Source organism: Streptomyces sp. TLI_146 (genome assembly GCF_002846415.1).
In the GTDB taxonomy this organism is placed as follows: Bacteria; Actinomycetota; Actinomycetes; order Streptomycetales; family Streptomycetaceae; genus Streptomyces.
Genome location: NZ_PJMX01000001.1, coordinates 7,400,620 through 7,416,446, shown reverse-complemented (window position 1 = coordinate 7,416,446; position 15,827 = coordinate 7,400,620). Strand labels below are relative to the sequence as shown.

The 15,827-nt window shown below is 73.4% G+C and carries 13 protein-coding genes; 11 read left to right on the top strand and 2 right to left on the bottom strand.

All coding sequences use genetic code 11. From position 1 onward, the window contains the following. Positions 1 to 59 precede the first annotated feature (59 nt). From BX283_RS32965 to BX283_RS32915, 11 genes are all read left to right on the top strand, one after another. Positions 60 to 1,340: a Glu/Leu/Phe/Val dehydrogenase dimerization domain-containing protein gene (locus tag BX283_RS32965; RefSeq protein ID WP_218976534.1), complete on the top strand. Its 1,281-nt coding sequence runs from the start codon at positions 60 to 62 to the stop codon at positions 1,338 to 1,340. Beyond that, positions 1,337 to 2,797 (top strand): adenylosuccinate lyase family protein, encoded by a 1,461-nt coding sequence (locus tag BX283_RS32960; protein ID WP_101391078.1) that lies wholly within the window; start codon positions 1,337 to 1,339, stop codon positions 2,795 to 2,797. The genes BX283_RS32965 and BX283_RS32960 overlap by 4 nt, the downstream gene beginning before the upstream one ends. After that, positions 2,794 to 3,411 (top strand): hypothetical protein, encoded by a 618-nt coding sequence (locus tag BX283_RS32955; RefSeq protein WP_101391077.1) that lies wholly within the window; start codon positions 2,794 to 2,796, stop codon positions 3,409 to 3,411. The genes BX283_RS32960 and BX283_RS32955 overlap by 4 nt, the downstream gene beginning before the upstream one ends. A gap of 61 nt (positions 3,412 to 3,472) precedes the next feature. Next, on the top strand, positions 3,473 to 4,147 hold the full coding sequence (locus BX283_RS32950) for an FmdE family protein (protein WP_101391076.1): 675 nt from the start codon (positions 3,473 to 3,475) through the stop codon (positions 4,145 to 4,147). Between the two features lie 44 nt (positions 4,148 to 4,191). Continuing rightward, positions 4,192 to 5,049, top strand: a complete 858-nt coding sequence (locus BX283_RS32945; protein WP_180357317.1) for an NAD(P)H-binding protein — start codon at positions 4,192 to 4,194, stop codon at positions 5,047 to 5,049. Positions 5,050 to 5,053: 4 nt separating this feature from the next. Further along, the gene (locus BX283_RS32940) at positions 5,054 to 5,938 is read left to right on the top strand and encodes an inositol monophosphatase family protein (RefSeq protein WP_101391074.1); all 885 of its coding nucleotides are present in this window, start codon (positions 5,054 to 5,056) and stop codon (positions 5,936 to 5,938) included. Between the two features lie 216 nt (positions 5,939 to 6,154). Then, entirely contained in the window at positions 6,155 to 7,252 is a 1,098-nt protein-coding gene (locus tag BX283_RS32935) for a phenazine biosynthesis protein (protein ID WP_101391073.1), read from the top strand. After that, on the top strand, positions 7,252 to 8,628 hold the full coding sequence (locus BX283_RS32930; RefSeq protein WP_101391072.1) for an aldehyde dehydrogenase family protein: 1,377 nt from the start codon (positions 7,252 to 7,254) through the stop codon (positions 8,626 to 8,628). The genes BX283_RS32935 and BX283_RS32930 overlap by 1 nt, the downstream gene beginning before the upstream one ends. 60 nt (positions 8,629 to 8,688) lie before the next feature. Next, complete coding sequence (locus tag BX283_RS32925; protein ID WP_101391071.1) at positions 8,689 to 9,414, top strand: SDR family NAD(P)-dependent oxidoreductase; 726 nt, start codon at positions 8,689 to 8,691, stop codon at positions 9,412 to 9,414. 188 nt (positions 9,415 to 9,602) lie between these two features. Next, complete coding sequence (locus BX283_RS32920) at positions 9,603 to 9,965, top strand: helix-turn-helix transcriptional regulator (RefSeq protein WP_101391070.1); 363 nt, start codon at positions 9,603 to 9,605, stop codon at positions 9,963 to 9,965. Between the two features lie 112 nt (positions 9,966 to 10,077). Further along, complete coding sequence (locus BX283_RS32915) at positions 10,078 to 11,334, top strand: MFS transporter (protein ID WP_101391069.1); 1,257 nt, start codon at positions 10,078 to 10,080, stop codon at positions 11,332 to 11,334. Between the two features lie 7 nt (positions 11,335 to 11,341). Here BX283_RS32915 and BX283_RS32910 read toward each other — a convergent pair whose 3' ends face one another. Then, positions 11,342 to 11,647, bottom strand: coding sequence for an acyl carrier protein (locus BX283_RS32910; RefSeq protein WP_101392710.1), 306 nt, complete (start codon positions 11,645 to 11,647; stop codon positions 11,342 to 11,344). 2,968 nt (positions 11,648 to 14,615) lie between these two features. Continuing rightward, entirely contained in the window at positions 14,616 to 15,659 is a 1,044-nt protein-coding gene (locus BX283_RS32900; RefSeq protein WP_101391068.1) for a trypsin-like peptidase domain-containing protein, read from the bottom strand. Between the last annotated feature and the right edge of the window lie 168 nt (positions 15,660 to 15,827).

Here is a 15,827-nt window from a genome sequence, read left to right as displayed (position 1 = left end):
GTCGGCCATGCTCCCGGTTCAACAGAGCACCTGATTGTCACTGTAGCAGACAATCTATCTTGCTCAATTCGCGCGCCTTCTGCCGCGCGCTCTTCATGACCGACGGGGGAACCATGGTCAGCGTCATCGAGTATGCGGATCCGGTTGTGCACTGTCCCGGCTACCTGGTGTACGACGCCACCGACTGCCGCCTCGCGGCGGGCGGGTGCCGTATGCAGGCCGGACTCACGGCCGACACCCTCAAGACCCTCGCGGGGCGCATGACGCTCAAGCAGCGCGTGCTCGGGGTCAACGTCGACGGTGCCAAGTGCGGCATCGCCTACGACCCGCACGGGCCGCACCGCGAGGAGGTACTGCGCCGGTTCGTCGCCTTCCTGGCCGGCGAGCTGACCACCCGCTTCAGCATGGGCTGCGACATGGGCACCCGGTTCGAGGAACTGGACAGGATGGCCGCCGCGCTCGGCATCGGCTCCGCCAAGACCGCCGTCCGGCGGGCCCAGCGGATCACCGAGCGGGAGTTCCGGGCCCGGATGGACCTGCTCGGCACACGGGTCGGTCTGCTCACCCTCGGCCAGCGCCGGGCGGGCCAGGCCCTCGCCCACTCCGCGCTCGCCGCCACCGCCCACACCGGCCGCCGCGACAGCCAGGTCAGCGTCGCCCTCCAGGGCTTCGGCAACCTGGGCCGGGCCGCCGCCCTCGCCCTGCTCGAAGCGGGCGTACGCATCACGGTCGTGGCCGACGAGTACGGCTGCGCGGTCGACCCGCGCGGCCTCGACATCGCCCGCATGCTCACCCTCGACCAGAGCCGCCCGGTCCAGAGCCTGCTGGCCGAGCCGATGCGGCTGCCGCGCGAGGCCCTGCTCGAACTGCCCGCCGACGTGCTCGTCCTCGCGGCCGGCGAGGACGCGGTGACCGCCTCGCAGGCGGCGGTGCTGCCGGTGCCGATCGTCGCCGTGGGCGCCAACTGCGGGCTGAGCGCCACCGCCGAGCGGCTCCTGCTCGACCGGGGAGTCGTGGTCGTCCCCGACTTCATCGGCGGGATCGGCGGCTCGGCCTCGATGGAGGCGCTCTTCGGGCCCCGCGCCACCCCGACGGCGCCCGAGGTGCTCGACACCATCGGGGCGATGATGCGCGAGCTCGTCGGGGACATCCTGTGCGGTGCGCGCGACCGGCGGGTGAGTCCCCGTCAGGTGGCCGCCGACATCGCGGCCTCAGCGATCGTCTCGCCCGGCGACAAGCCCTACGGCGCAAGTCCCTACCGCCCGACCCGCCCCACGCCCCGGGGCGGCCGGGGGCGTTCCGTCCGTACCCCGCAGAAGTCCGAGAGGCGACCGTCATGACCACCGCACCCTCGCCGCAGACCCCGATCACCAGCCAGGCTCCGGCCGAGGCCGAGTGCGCCCATTTACGCAGTCACATCACCGACTCGCGGTTCTACGGGCACCGGTACAGCACACAAGCCAGCCACCGCATCTTCTGTGACCGATGTCGGTACCAACGATGGCTCGACGTCGAAGCGGCGCTCGCCCTCAGCCAGGGCGAGCTGGGCATCATCCCCGCGGACGCCGCCCGCATGATCGCGGACGCGGCCCGGGTGGAGCGGCTCGATCTGCCCGCCATCCAGGCCGAGATCCGCCGCACCAGCCACTCGCTCGTCGGCTTCCTGCGGGTCTTCCAGGCCTCCTGCGAGGGCGGCGCCGGCGAGTACGTGCACTACGGCGCCACCACCCAGGACATCCAGGACACCGCGCAGGTCCTCGAAATGCGGGACGTCCTGGACGAGTTGGACCGGCTGCTGCGGGCGCTCGCCGGGCAGCTCGCCGAGCTGGCCGAGGCCAACGGCGCCACCGTGGCCCTGGGCCGCACCCACGCCCAGCCCGCCCTGCCGATGGGCTTCGGCGTCAAGATCGCCAGCTGGCTGGACGAGATCGTCCGGCATCTGGAGCGCATCGAGCAGCTGCGGCCGAGGGTGCTCGCGGCCCAGCTCTTCGGCGGCGTCGGCACCATGGCCGGCTTCGGCGAGCAGGCACTGCCACTGCTTGACGCGTTCGCCGCCCGCCTGGGGCTCGCGGCGCCGGCGGTCGGCTGGCATGTGTCCCGGGACCGGGTCGTGGAGTTCGTGTCGTGCCTCGCCATGGTCGCGGGGACGATGGGCCGGATCGGGGACGAGGTGCGCACGCTGTCCCGCCCCGAGTTCGGCGAGCTGGAGATCGGCTGGCGGCACGGCCAGGTCGGCAGCAGCACCATGCCGCACAAGCGCAACCCGGAGGCGTGCGAGCAGGCCGTCGTGATGGCCCGCCTCGCGGCCGCGCAGATGGCCAACGCGCTGGCCTGCATGGGCGGCGACCACGAGCGCGACTCGCGGTCCCTGCGCATCGAATGGGCCTGTGTGCCCGACGCCTCGCACTACGCGCTCTCCGCGTGCGAGATCGTCACGCACCTCGTCGGCGGCCTCGCGGTGCGGCCGGAGCGGATCCGTACCAACGTCTCCGCGGTCGCCGAGCAGATCGCCACCGAGAAGCTGATGCTGGCGCTCGGCAAGCACATCGGCAAGCAGACCGCCCATGAGTACGTGTACGAACTCGTCCAGGCGGCGCGGGAGAACGGCTCCTCGATGCGCGAGGTGACCGGCCGCGACGGACTGGCGGGCGCGCCGCTGGACGCCGCCGCCCTCGACGAGATCTTCGACCCGGCCACCTACCTCGGCCAGTCCGTCGCCCTGACCGGCCGTGCCGTGGCCGGGGCCCGGGCGGCCCTCGCACGGCCCGCGCGGACGGAAGGCGGCGACGCGCGATGAGCGCCGCGACCGCGACCGCCGAGCCGGACACCGGGGAGATATCCCGGGCCCGCCAGATCATCTTTCCCCGCCCGCTCTACTCCAGCCTGGTGGCCCACGCCGTACGGAAGTTCACCGGCCACTACCTGGCGGGCGAGACCGAGGAGCGCAAGGCGTTCGGGATGCTGGCGGGCCGGCCGGTGCCGGGCGGCATCCAGGTCGGCTCCGTCTTCCCGCTCATCGTCAACATGCGCCACGACAGCGGCCACCGCGCCCGGATGGACGAGGTCGTCGAGGAGCACGCCATCCCGTCCGAGACGCCGATGGACCAGCGCGGCTGGATCGCCGATCCGCGCGAGCTGATGGACATCGACGACGCCTGCGACGACGCCGGCTGGGTGCTGTTCGGCAACTACCACACCCACCGGGTGCCCTGGCCGCACGATCCGCTCCGCGACACCTGCACCCGGCTGGACCGGGTGCTGGCCGCCGAGTCGGGCCAGTGGACCTTCATCCTGTCCGTCGTCGATCTGCACCGCCCGGTCCTGCGGGCGTTCTTCGAGGGCGACAACGACCGCGAGGCGACGATCCGCATCGTCCCGCCGCTGCCCGGAACGCGTACCGCCGGGGCCTGAACCGCCCTCCCTCACACGCCCGTTCCGCACCCTTCCGTCTCTCACTCATCAAGAGGTCGTCATGGATCGCACCCAGGCTTATAACGACGTCATCCGCTTCCACGGCCACGAATGCCCCGGCGCCGCCTTCGGCGTACGAGTCGCGGAGGCCGCCCTCACCGCCCTTGACCTGAAGGACCCGGCCACGCCCCTGGTCCTGGTCTCGGAGACCGACGCCTGCGCGGTCGACGCGCTCCAGGTGCTCACGGGCTGTACGTACGGCAAGCGCAACCTGATCCACCAGGACGCGGGCCGCAACGTGTTCACGCTCTGGGAGCGCGACGGCTCCGCCGGGGTGCGGATCAGGGCGAAGGCCGACAGCATCGTCTTCCGCACCGAGGAGATCTGGGCGCTGGCCGGCCGGATCGACGACGGCACCGCGACCCTGGAGGACCGGGCGGCCTTCGAGCGGCTGCAGGGCGAGCGGATCTCCGCGCTGCTGAGCGTGGCGGACGAGGAGATCCTGGTGGCCGAGAAGGTCGAGGCCGCGGCGCCGGGCGTCAAGCACCTGGCCCGCACGGACCTCTGCGTGGACTGCGGCGAGCCCACCAGCGTGGAGACGCTGCACGACCACCGCGGCCGCATGGTCTGCCCGGCCTGCCATCTGGCCGCGCACGGCGGTGTGCTGCCCGAGGGGCACGGCGACCACGGGCACCACCCGCAGAGCCACAAGCACCACCACGAGCACAAGCACTGACCGATGCCGACCGAGCGCGTACGTACGGAAGGGGCCCTGCGGCCGTGACAGTGTTCGTGATCGGCGCGGCCGGCGGGCTCGGGCAGCTGGTGGTCCGCGCGCTGCGGGAACGTGACGTGGAGGTGGCCGTCCTGGCCCGGGACCCCGAGCGGGTCCCGGCCGGGCCGGGCGTACGGGTGGTGGCCGGGGACCTGTCGGACCCGGCCTCGGTCAGGGCGGCCGCCGAGGGCTGCGCCAGCCTGTTCCTCTCGGCCTCCTGCGACGTCGAGTGCCAGAGCGCCGCCGTGGACGTCGCCGCCGACGTCGGCGCGCGGCTGGTGAAGATGTCGCCGTGGCAGGCGGCGGTACGGGAGGACAGCCCGGCGCCCGGCGCCCGCCACCACTGGATCACCGAGCGGTATCTGGCCAAGCGGGACCTGCCGTACACCATCCTGTCCCCCAACTACCCGATGCAGGAGCTGATCCGGCACTACGCGCCCGAGGTGCGGCGGCGCGGGGTGCTGGTCGATCCGGCGGGCGGGCGAGGCGTGAGCGTGGTCGACGAGCACGACGTGGCCGAGGTGGCCGCGCGGGTGCTCACCGAGCCGGGCCACGAGGGCCGCACCTACGCCCTCACCGGCCCGGCCGCGCCCACCTTCGCCCAGCTGGCGGAGCTCCTGTCCGGGCTGATGTCCACGCCGGTCTCGGCGAGCGAGCTGGCCGGGCCGGAGCTCGCGGCGTGGCTGGCCCGGGAGCACCGGCCGTGGGAGGCCGAACTCGACGCGCTCTTCGGGCAGTTCCGCGAGGGCGCGGGTGAGCCGGTGACCGAGGACGTGCGCCGGATCACCGGGCACGAGCCGCGCCCGGTGGCGGAATTCCTCAAGGAGCACCTGCACCACTTCCTGCCGGACTCGGGAGGCTGAGCCGATGCCCGCGATCCCGCGCACCGCCGAACGGACCGTCGTGGCCGACGACTTCCTCGCCGCCGGCTTCGCGGCCCGCGCCACGGTGGCGGCCGGACGGCTGCTCCTCGATCTGCGCATGCAGCACGAGGAGGGCCTGGGACCCGGCGGCGCCAAGCTGGCGCAGCTGGGCCGCACCTGGTCCGGGCTGCTCCTGCGCAACCGGATCCGCGCCCGCTATCCGCGCGACGGCGTGCTCACCGGCCCGGCCGCCCGGCCGCCGGACGCCCTGCGCAGACGCCGGGTGTGGCTGGTCGAGCCGCTGGACTCGGCCGAGGAGTACCACGCCGACGGCAATCCGCACTGGTCGGTGCGGCTCGCGCTGTGGGAGCGCGAGCGGGGTGTGGTGGCCGCGGCCGTCGCGGTCCCCGCGCTGTGCGAAGTGGTGTGCACGGCGGACCGGGACGCGGGGTGGCGGCACCCTTCGCCGGTGCCCCGGCAGCGGCCCCGGGTGGTGGTCGACACGCGCGATCCGGCCCCCTTCGCCCGTACGGTGGTGCGCCAGACCGGGGCCGAGCTGGTCCCGATGGGCTCGCCCGGCGCCAAGACCCTGGCGGTGGTCCAGGGCGACGCCGACGCCTATATCCACACCACGGGCGACTGGGACTGGGGCGACGAGGGTTTGTTCCGGGTCGCGGACGCGGCGGGGTTGCAGGTGACCAGACTGGCCGGCGCGCAGGAGGGGCGGCCCGGTCCCCGAGGGGGGTCCTCCGGTGCGGCGCCCCTCGCCCTGATCTGCCGTCCGAGGCTCACCAGGACGTTCCTGGCCGCCTTCGCCGGGCACGGCATCCGGCCGGCCGGGGCGCTCCCCGGCCCCAGGGCCCGTCCGGCGCCACCGTCCACGGAGTGAGGCCGGAGGGCCTGGCCCGACCCTCCGGCCGAACGGGGCGTCTCACCCGCACGGCCAGCTCCCCACTGACGCGCGGGGAGTCTTGACGCCCCTTCCCGCGCTCAACATACTGCCAACAATCAGCACCTCTGACAATCAGTCAACTGTTCTACGCCCGCCGCGCGTCGAGCCGCCGGGTCAACGATCGCCACCCAGAACGGACAGGACCGAACCGAGATGGCCGACGACTTCAGTTCCGTGTTCGAGCCCCCACTTGACCAGTTGCCCGACATCGACGACCTCGTCCGCGCGACCATGGAGTGGCACTTCTCGCCGCTGACCGGCAGCCCGTACTGGGTCGAACGCGCCAAGGGCTTCTCCTTCGACCCGCGCACCGACGTCCAGTGCCTCGCGGACCTGCGCCTGTTCGCGGACGTGCCGGTGGACTGGAGCCGGATACCCGCCCACCAGCTCGTGCCGCGCGGCAGCACACCCGGGGTGCGGTACGGGATCTACGAGTCGGGCGGGGCCACCGGTGCGCCCAAGCGGATCGTGGACGCGACCTCCCGGCGCCGCAACGTCCAGTGGCAGAGCCTGCTCCTGGACGAGCAGGGCTTCCCCTCCGGCGAGGGCAACTGGCTGCACATCGGCCCGACGGGCCCGCACGTCATGGCCAAGAACATCACCACCCTCTCCGAACTGCGCGGCCACCTCTGCTACTTCGTCGACCTCGACCCGCGCTGGGTGCGGCGCTGTGTCGCCGAGGGCCGCCAGAGCGAGTTCCGGCGCTACGTCGACCACATCCTCGACCAGGTCAAGGACGTCCTGCGCACCCAGGACATCCGCGGCATCTCCACCACCCCGCGCATCCTGGAGTCCATCGGCGCCCGCGAGGACGTGTACGCCCTGCTGCGCGAGAGCGTGCGCGGCATCATCTGGGGCGGCACCAGCATGGACGGCGAGACCCTGCGCCTGATCGACGAGGAGCTGTTCCCGCAGGCCAAACTGGCCGGGGCGTACGGCAACACGATGATGGGCGTGGCGCCGCAGCGCACGCCCAGGCCCGGCGACAAGGCCCCGTGCGTGTTCCGCCCGTTCTACCCGTACACCGTGGTCGAACTCGTCGACCCGGCACAGCCCGACCGGATCGTCGCCGACGACGAGGAGGGCCGGGTCGTCATCACCGTGCTCACCCGGGACTACTTCACCCCGCCCACCCTGGAGCGGGACGTGGCCACCCGCCGGACCTCGGCCGACAAGTCCCCCGGCATCGAGCTCTCCGGGGTCCGCCCCTACGAGTCGGCGTCCACCTCCGTGGTCGAGGGGGTCTACTGATGGCCGAGGCCAAGGACCTCCACGAGATCCCGCTGATCCGGGCGGGCCTGCCCAGGCACTCGGCCGAGCGCGCCGAACTCGCGGGCGTGGACGGCACATTGCTGGCGCTCGTGCACCTCGCCCCGCCGCTCCTGGCGCGCCTCACCGTCGCGGACGCGCGGGCCGGGGCCGAGCACACGCCGGAGCCGGAGCGCATCGCGGCGGCGGGCGAGCTGTTCGAGACGGCCACGCTCAACGGGCTTTCCCCGCAGGCCTACTGCGAGCTCCAGTCCCGGGTCGCCGGGGTGCCCGTCGCGGTGGCCCGGCACTCGCTGCACGACGTCGCGGAGACCTTCGCCAACGTGGGGGCGAAGTTCCTGGCCGAGCGCCCGGCCGGCGCCTCGGCCGCGCCCGTGCCCGGGGAGATCTCCACGGTGTGGACGCGGCGCGGCGATGTGCTCGCGGTGATCGCGCCCAGCAACAACCCCGGCACGCACACCCAGTGGCTCACCGCGCTGGCCTGCGGGTACCGGCTGGTGGTGCGGCCGGGGACACGGGATCCGTTCACCCCGGCCCGGATGATCGCCGCACTCCTTGACGCGGGCGTCGCCCCGCACTACCTCTCGCTGCTGCCCGGCAGTCACGCCACCGGGGACGCGCTGGTCGAGGCCGCCGATCTGAGCCTGGTCTTCGGCGGGGACGCGGCGGCGCGGCGCTACGGCGAGGACCGCCGGGTCATCCTGCGCGGCCCGGGCCGCTCCAAGCTGCTGCACACCGGGGAGATCACCGAGCAGACCCTCGACGTGATCTGCCGGTCGGTCGGCTACGACGCGGGGATGCGCTGCACCAACGCGACCGCCGTGTTCACCGACGCCGACCCGGCGGCCCTGGCGGCGGCCGTGGCCGAGCGCCTGGCGCGGCTGACCCCGGCGCCGCCCCAGTCGCCCGACGCACAGGTGCCGGTGCTGCCGCTCGCGGAGGCGCAGGCACTGCGCAAGCATCTGGAGGGACGGCTGGAAGGGGCCGTGGACGTGGCCGCGCCGCTCTACCCCGAGGGGCCGGTGGCGGACCTCGGCGACGGGTCGGGGGCGCTGCGCCCCGCCGTGCTGCTCTGCGACCGCGCGGACCACCCCGGGGCGAGGATCGAGCTCTCGTTCCCGTGCGTGTGGATCCTGCCGTGGCGGCGCGAGCAGGGGTTCGGCCCGCTGCGGGACACGCTCGCGCTCACCATCCTCGGCGGCGACGAGCCGCTGGCGCGCGAGGCGCTGCGGGAGCGGTCGATCCGCAAGGTCCTGCTCGGGCCCATCCCCACGTACCAGGCGGGCCGGACCAGTCCGCACGACGGCTATCTGAGCCACGACCTGATGGAGGCCCGGGCCTTCGGCACCTCGGCCTGAGCGCGGCCCGCGCCACGACCCCGCCTTACCTCGCTGCAACGACCCCTGGAGTGTGTGGAGATGACTCGAACCGTCCTGGTGACCGGTGGCGGCACCGGCATCGGCAAGGCGATAGCGGCGGCGTTCCTCGCCGACGGCGACCACGTCGTCATCAGCGGCCGCCGCGAGGACGTGCTGCTGCGGACCGCCGAGGAGCTCGGCGGCCGGGTGACGGCGCTGCCCTGCGACGTCACCGACCCCGAGCAGCTGGAGGCGTTCGGCGAACGGCTGCCGGACGTGCTGCACGTCCTGGTCAACAACGCGGGCGGCAACCGGGAGTTCGACGCCCCGCCGCCCGGCGATCTGCGGAGCCTGGCCGAGCGCTGGCGGGCCAACCTGGACGCCAATCTGCTCGGCGCCGTGCTGACCACCGCCGCCGTCGACAAGCAGCTCGCCTCCGGCGGGGCCGTGGTGAACATCAGCTCCTTCGCGGCCGACCGGGGCGCCGGCTCGTACGGCGCGGCCAAGGCGGCCATGAACAGCTGGAACATCTTCCTCGCCCGCCAGCTCGGGCCGCGCGGGGTGACCTGCAACGTGGTCGCGCCGGGCTATGTCGAGAAGACGGAGTTCTTCCGCGACCGCCGCTCGGAGCAGTTCCACGAGGCCCGGGTGGCGGAGACCATGGTGGGCCGGGCCGGACAGCCGCAGGACATGGCGGAGGTCGTACGGTTCCTGGCGTCGCCCGCCGCCCGGCACATCACCGGTCAGGTCGTCCGCGTCGACGGCGGCGTGATCCCGACCCGCTGAGAGCCTGTCCGCCGGGCATCGCCGCGCGGGCGGGGGTTCAAGGACAGGCTCTCCACGGCGAACCGGTGCGGGCGGGCCGCCCGGCTGAGCGGTCTCGGGGAAGTGGGGTGCGTTTCCGCGGCGGCGTGGGGGCGTGCCCCGCTTCCCCGAGACCGCTCAGGCCCGTACCGGCCCTCTACGATGGGGACATGAGCGCGAGCAAGCACCTGTCAGATGCGCACGCCCCGCACCCGCACACCACTGGCGAGGACGAGCGCCTGGACGTCGCGGTCGCCGTGCTGACGCTGCTCGCGGACCGCACCCGGCTCGCCCTGCTCAAGGAGCTCGGCGCGGGCGAGGCCGATGTCACCACCCTCACCGAGGCCTGCGGGGCCGCCCGCCCGTCGGTCAGCCAGCACCTGGCCAAGCTGCGCCTGGCCGGCCTGGTGGCGACCCGCAAGGACGGCCGCCGGGTGGTCTACTCGCTGCGCCACGGCCATCTGCGGCGCCTGGTCGACGAGGCCCTGAACGTGGCCGACCACCAGCTCGGCGCCCTCCCGCCGCACGACTGACGCAGGCCCCCGCCCGCCCCAGGGGCCTTGATCCGGCCAATATGTGCATAGGTACGCACGTATTGGTTACGATGACAGTCCCAGCACCTTCTCGCGCCCCGGGACGGGTCCCATGCTGTCCGTACTGCGCAACCGCACCTACCGCCACCTGTTCACCGCCCAGGTCGTGGCGCTCCTCGGCACCGGTCTGGCCACCGTGGCGCTCAGCCTGCTCGCGTACGACATGGCGGGCGGCCACGCCTCGGCGATCCTCGGCACCGCGCTCGCGATCAAGATGGTGGCGTACGTGGGAGTGGCCCCGCTGGTGGGAGCCTGCGCCGACCGGATCCCGCGCCGGACCCTGCTGGTGGCGACGGACCTCATCCGCGCGGGCGTGGCCCTGACGCTCCCGTTCGTCTCGCAGGTCTGGCAGGTGTACGCGCTGATCTTCCTGCTCCAGGCCGCCTCGGCCGCGTTCACCCCCGTCTTCCAGGCGACCGTGCCCGAAGTCCTGCCCGCCGAGCGCGACTACACCCACGCGCTCTCCATGTCCCGCCTCGCTTACGACCTGGAGAGCCTGCTGAGCCCCGCACTCGCCGCGCTGCTGCTCACCGTGGTCTCGTACCACTGGCTCTTCGCGGGCACGACCCTGGGCTTCCTGGGCTCCGCCGCCCTCGTGGTGTCGGCCGTGCTGCCCCGCGCGACCCCGGCGGCCCGCACCACGAGCGCGTACGCGAAGGCCGCCTCCGGAGCCCGGCTGTTCTGGGCGGACCCCCGGCTGCGGGCGCTGCTCGCCCTCGACCTCGCGGTCGCGGCGGCGGGCGCGATGGTGTTCGTCAACACGGTCGTCGTGGTCAGGGGCCACTTCCACGAGCCCGCCGGCGCGGTCTCGCTCGCCCTGGGCGCGTACGGGACCGGCTCCATCGCCGCCGCGCTGTGGCTCCCGCGCCTCCTGGCCCGTACGGGCGACCGCGCGGTGATGCTCCCGGCGGCCTACGCCCTGCCCTGCGTCCTGGTCGCGGTGGCCGCCACCACCCTTGCCCCGGCCGGGAGTTGGAGCTGGGCCGGGATCCTGCTGACCTGGGCGGCGATCGGCGCCGCGAGCTCGGCGGTACTGACCCCGGCCGGCCGCCTGATCCGCCGCCGCACGGCGGCACCCGACCTCCCGGCCGCGTTCGCCGCCCAGTTCTCCCTCTCGCACGGCTGCTGGCTGCTGACGTACCCGCTCGCGGGGTGGCTGGCGGCGGGGGCCGGGGTGCCGGTGACGGCGGGGGTGCTCGGGGTGATCGCGCTGGGCGCGGTGGGGGCGGCGACGGTGGTGTGGCCACGGGGGGCCGCATCGGAGCGCGCCGGGGCGGAGGCGGGGCGCGCGGCCGTACGCGTCGGCTGATTGCCCGTCATATCGGCCTCGTGGAAGCAGAGTTGGCGATGTAGTCCACCGCCTCCCGCACCGTGCGTACGTCCATGACGTCCTCGTCGAGGATGCGCAGATCGAAGCGCTCCTCGGCCGCCACCACCACTTCCACCATCGACAGCGAGTCGATGTCCAGGTCCTCGGCGAAGCGCGCGCCCATCCGGACCTCCTCGACGGGGACCCCGGCGATCTCGTTGATGATCTCCGCGAGCCCGTCCAGAATGTCCCGGCGCCGGTCGGACCCGCGCTCGCCGGTCCGCTCGGCCCACTCCCCCGCCCGCGAGGCCATGTCGATCAGACGCTGGTCGGGGTGGTTGAGGAAGGACTGGAGGAGGAACCAGAACGCGTCCGGGTCCATCCAGTGCAGCTCGGCCAGCGCCTCCTCGACCACCCGGCTGTCCCGGGTCTCGTGCCAGACGACCAGGGGGGCGAGGACCTGGGCGGGGGCCGTCGGGTTGCCGCGCAGCACCTGGCAGAGCGCCTCCAGCAGATCGGCGAGGGAGGTCTGCGCCAGCTGCCCCTGGTGCTGGTAGGCCTCGAACTCCTCGGCCAGCCGCGCCACCGGCACGCTCTCCAGGCGCAGCACGAGCGCGTCGAGCGCGCTCACCCGCGCCCGTCGGACCTGCTCGGTCTCCCAGATCCAGAGCACCAGCTGCTCCGGGTGGGCCATCGCCAGGGCCTCGCGCTCCGCCATACGGCGCTCGGCCAGACCGGCTGTGCGCAGACAGAACTGGACCCATTCGGTCCGGCCTTCCGCCGGGCCGCGCCGCAGGCTCGGCGAGCCGAGGACCAGTCGGCCGATGTTCCACAGATCGCTCATCGTAGACGGGAACAGCCAGCCCCCGTACTCCGCCCGCAAGCGCTTGAGACGGGGACCGGGAAGTCCCTCCGCCTTGATCCGCTCCCAGAGGACCTCCATCCAGTACGTCCTCTCGCGGCTCGGCATGTCCGCCAGTCCGGTCATCTCGGGCGCCTGACGGATCCGCTCGAACAACTCCCGCAGGAACCTCCGGTCCTGCTCCAGCTCACTCTCCCGGCGCAGCCGCAGGGCCCGCACGCGTTCGCGGCAGCGCTCGGCCGCGCGGCCCGGCGCCGCCGCGAACGCGTCCTCGCACGCGGCCAGCCAGGGCAGTTCCGTGTAGGCGATCCCCCGGCTCGCCTCCACCTCGGCGAGGACCGCGTCGGGCAGGCGCGGGTGCGCGGCGTGCTCGGCGGCCAGGCGCGCGACCTGCTCGGCGGGCAGTCCCGGACCGCCCTCCGGAGTGCCCACCAGCAGCCGGGCCGCGAGCTTCACCGCGTCGCCGTCGGGGCGGGCCAGCAGCATCCGGACCTCCTGCGCCGCCACGTCGGCGGGCAGCCGCAGCAGGCTGCGCCGCGCCGCCGCCCGTACGGTGGCGTTCCCGTCCCACAGCAGCCGGTTGAGGGGCGCCAGCACATGCGCCCCGCCGGTGGCCGCGATCCGGTCCATCTGGTCGGCGACGATACGCCGTACGAAGTCGTGCTCCTGCGCGGCGAGTTCGTGGACGAAGTCCCAGAACCGGGCGCCGTGCGGGTCCAGCTGGAAGACCAGCTGGGTGCCGATGCCCCGCCACTTCCAGTCGTGCTCCAGCATCGCGCGGATCACCGCGAGGTGCGCCTCGTCGGCCGCCCTGCGGTCCTCCAGGCGCAGCACCAGGAACTCCAGGGCGCCGCGCAGCGTGGCGAATCCGGGCTCCTGGGCCATCAGGGCGAGGGCGTCGGCGGCGATGCCGTCGGGGTGCTTGGCCTCCCAGCCGTGGTCGAGATAGAGGCTCAGCGCCAGTACGTACTCCGCGAAGCGGTCGTAGATGAAGACGACGTTGCGCACCCCGATCTCGTCGTCGACGCTCTCCTCAAGGATGATCTCCTCGTCGATGACCCGGCTGTAGAGCGAGTCGCTGCTGTCGAGCTCGGCCGCCGTGGCGCGCAGGGCGGCGCCGACGGCGCTGCGCGGCACCGAGGTGGAGCGGCTCTGCCGCATCAACCGGGCCACTTCCAGGACGAGTTCGGCCACCGCGCCCCGGCTCTTGAGCGAGGTGGCGTACGCGACCTGCTCGACCTTGCGCTCCCAGAACAGCTTGAAGAGGCGGAAGAGCCGGAAGTCCTCGACCACGCCGATGTCGCGGTCGCGGTACGCCTCGCACAGGATGCGCAGCACCAGGGCGTGCCGGCAGCGCTCGGCGGCCTCGCCGCGCAGCTGCCCCCGGATACCGAAGGCGCCGAAGTAGGCGGCGGTGATCTCGGGGAAGGAGGCGAGCGGGAAGAGGGGCACGTCCTCGACCCGGGTCGCGGGGGTCACCCTCGGGCCGTTCTGCACGGGCTCGCGCTGCCAGACGTAGCTGGCCCAGAACGGGGCGCGGTAGAACTGCCAGAAGTCGGTGCGGCAGGTGACCACCACCTTCACTCCGGCGCTCTCGGCCTGCCGCAGCAGCTCGTGCAGCGCCGCCTTCATCGCGTCCGGCTTGGCCGGGGACTCGTTGATCGCGTCGAGGAGCAGCAGCGGCGGTCGCCCGGGGGCGGCGGTGCGGGCGAGGTCCGCGAAGCAGCCGGGCCAGTCGGCGCCGTAGCCGAGGCGGGTCGCGATCAGGCTGAGCAGCCCGTGCGGCTCGGAGACCGGGACGCGCGCCGACATCAGCAGCACCGGCGAGTCGTCGAGGCGGCGCTCGGCGAGGGAGCAGAGGAGATTGGTCTTGCCCCGGCCCGGTTTGGAGACGACCAGCAGACAGGTGCTGTCGTTGGCCAGGAACTCCTCGACCCGGTCCTCCAGTTCGTGGTGGCGGAAGTAGAGCTCGCGCAGGTACTTGGAGCCGATCTCGGCGATCTCCCGCAGGGTGGCGCGCCGGGCCCGCTCGCGCAGCCCCGCGAAGGGGGTGCCGGTGGCGGTGAGCGCGTCGAGCCCGGCCGCGTCGAGTCCGGCGACCTCGTCGGCGATCCGGGCCATCGCCTCCTGGCGGTCCACGCCGACGACCGCCACCGCGGCGAGCGCGCGCACGAAGTCCGCGAGGGCGCGCGGGCCGTCCAGGGCGATCCGGGCGACGACCGAGGTGAAGAAGGTGACGGTGGTGGTGCCGGGGGCGACGTGCAGGAGCGCCTCCCCGTAGCCGGCGCTCTCCAGGAGGAACGTCCGCTGCCCGGGGTCGTTCATGCCGGGCAGGGTGGCGAGGGCCTGGATGAGTCTGCCGCGCGGCCCGCCGCGGTCGGAATCTGGCATGGCGGTCTCCCCCAGGTGCGCCGGGTGCTCAGCCGAGGCGGGAGCGGACGTCGGGCGGGAGCTCGCGCAGGATCCGGCTCAGCAGGATCCCTTCGTTGCGGTAGTAGTAGCTGCCGGTGGCGGGTTCCTGGAGGTTGCCGCCGGCGTGGTGGACCGCGCAGACCCGCCAGTCGTCGGTGAGCACGGGGGCGCCGGAGGAGCCGGGCAGGGTGGCCGTCACGTACTGGACGACGTCGGCGTCCACGTACTCCACGAAGTTGCTCTGGAAGGCGATCTGCTTGGGCCGCCCGGCGGGGTGCTGCACGATGTTGACGCGGTCGCCCGGCCGGGGCGGCGCCCCGGATATCTCCAGGTGGCCCCACTTTCCGCCGGGGCTCTGCGCGAGCTCGACCAGCGCGAAGTCGCAGCGCGCGTCGGCGAGATGGAGCCGCCCGGTGGCGCGGGCCTCGTGCACCGGGCGCGGCCGTCCCGCCGAGTCGTCCTCGTAGTTGAAGAGGAAGCGGGTGCTGCCGAGCAGATCGGCGTGCGGCAGTACGTGCTCGTTGGTGAGCAGCAGGTCGTCGGCGACCAGGAAGCCGGTGCCGGTCCAGTGGCCGGTGCCGTGCTCGACCACGATGTGGCAGACCGGGCGGGCGGCGGTCAGGGCGAGCTCAAGGAAGTGCACCGGCCGCAGCGTGTTGGCCGCGATGATCTTCTCTTCGACCAGGCCGGGGCTGGTGGCGCCCTTCCAGGCGGTGACCGCGGGGGCCGGGGAGACCGGGACCATCATGCGGTGGCGCAGCAGCAGGGCGGCGAGGAAGTCCTGCTGCTCCTTGCCGGTGAGGGTGGCGATCACGTTGAGCAGCAGGCCGAGGGCCTCGTGGTCGTAGGAGACCCTGCCGTACGAGGAGAGGTGCGTGACGAGGCGGCTGACCGCGACCAGGGTGGGGCCTTCGAGGTCGATGTGCGGGACGAGGTCGCCCAGACCGGCCAGGTTCAGGATCTCGGCGCGCCCGGACGGGGAGCCGAGGACCGGCACGGCGGCCAGCAGGGTCACGAGCCGCTGACGCTCTTCCACGGTTAACTCGACCATTGCTCCCCCTTGAGCGGCGCCGCAGTTTCCCCATCGTGCCAGCGCGGCGGCGCTTTCGCGGCCGGTCCGCGAAGGTCGGGCGGGGAAATCCGGGGAGCGGCCCCGGGAAAGGGGACCGCCCCGGCCGGGCGCAATGGCCGGCCGGGGCGGTACGGGTGCCGCTGTCGG

Excerpts from the sequence above, each read along its gene's own strand:
- BX283_RS32960 (WP_101391078.1), top strand. The coding sequence starts at position 1,337 with ATGACCACCGCACCCTCGCCGCAGACCCCGATCACCAGCCAGGCTCCG.
- BX283_RS32955 (WP_101391077.1), top strand. The coding sequence starts at position 2,794 with ATGAGCGCCGCGACCGCGACCGCCGAGCCGGACACCGGGGAGATATCC.
- BX283_RS32950 (WP_101391076.1), top strand. The coding sequence starts at position 3,473 with ATGGATCGCACCCAGGCTTATAACGACGTCATCCGCTTCCACGGCCAC.
- BX283_RS32940 (WP_101391074.1), top strand. The coding sequence starts at position 5,054 with ATGCCCGCGATCCCGCGCACCGCCGAACGGACCGTCGTGGCCGACGAC.
- BX283_RS32935 (WP_101391073.1), top strand. The coding sequence starts at position 6,155 with ATGGCCGACGACTTCAGTTCCGTGTTCGAGCCCCCACTTGACCAGTTG.
- BX283_RS32930 (WP_101391072.1), top strand. The coding sequence starts at position 7,252 with ATGGCCGAGGCCAAGGACCTCCACGAGATCCCGCTGATCCGGGCGGGC.
- BX283_RS32925 (WP_101391071.1), top strand. The coding sequence starts at position 8,689 with ATGACTCGAACCGTCCTGGTGACCGGTGGCGGCACCGGCATCGGCAAG.
- BX283_RS32920 (WP_101391070.1), top strand. The coding sequence starts at position 9,603 with ATGAGCGCGAGCAAGCACCTGTCAGATGCGCACGCCCCGCACCCGCAC.
- BX283_RS32915 (WP_101391069.1), top strand. The coding sequence starts at position 10,078 with ATGCTGTCCGTACTGCGCAACCGCACCTACCGCCACCTGTTCACCGCC.
- BX283_RS32910 (WP_101392710.1), bottom strand. The coding sequence starts at position 11,647 with ATGGCCTCGCGGGCGGGGGAGTGGGCCGAGCGGACCGGCGAGCGCGGG.
- BX283_RS32900 (WP_101391068.1), bottom strand. The coding sequence starts at position 15,659 with ATGGTCGAGTTAACCGTGGAAGAGCGTCAGCGGCTCGTGACCCTGCTG.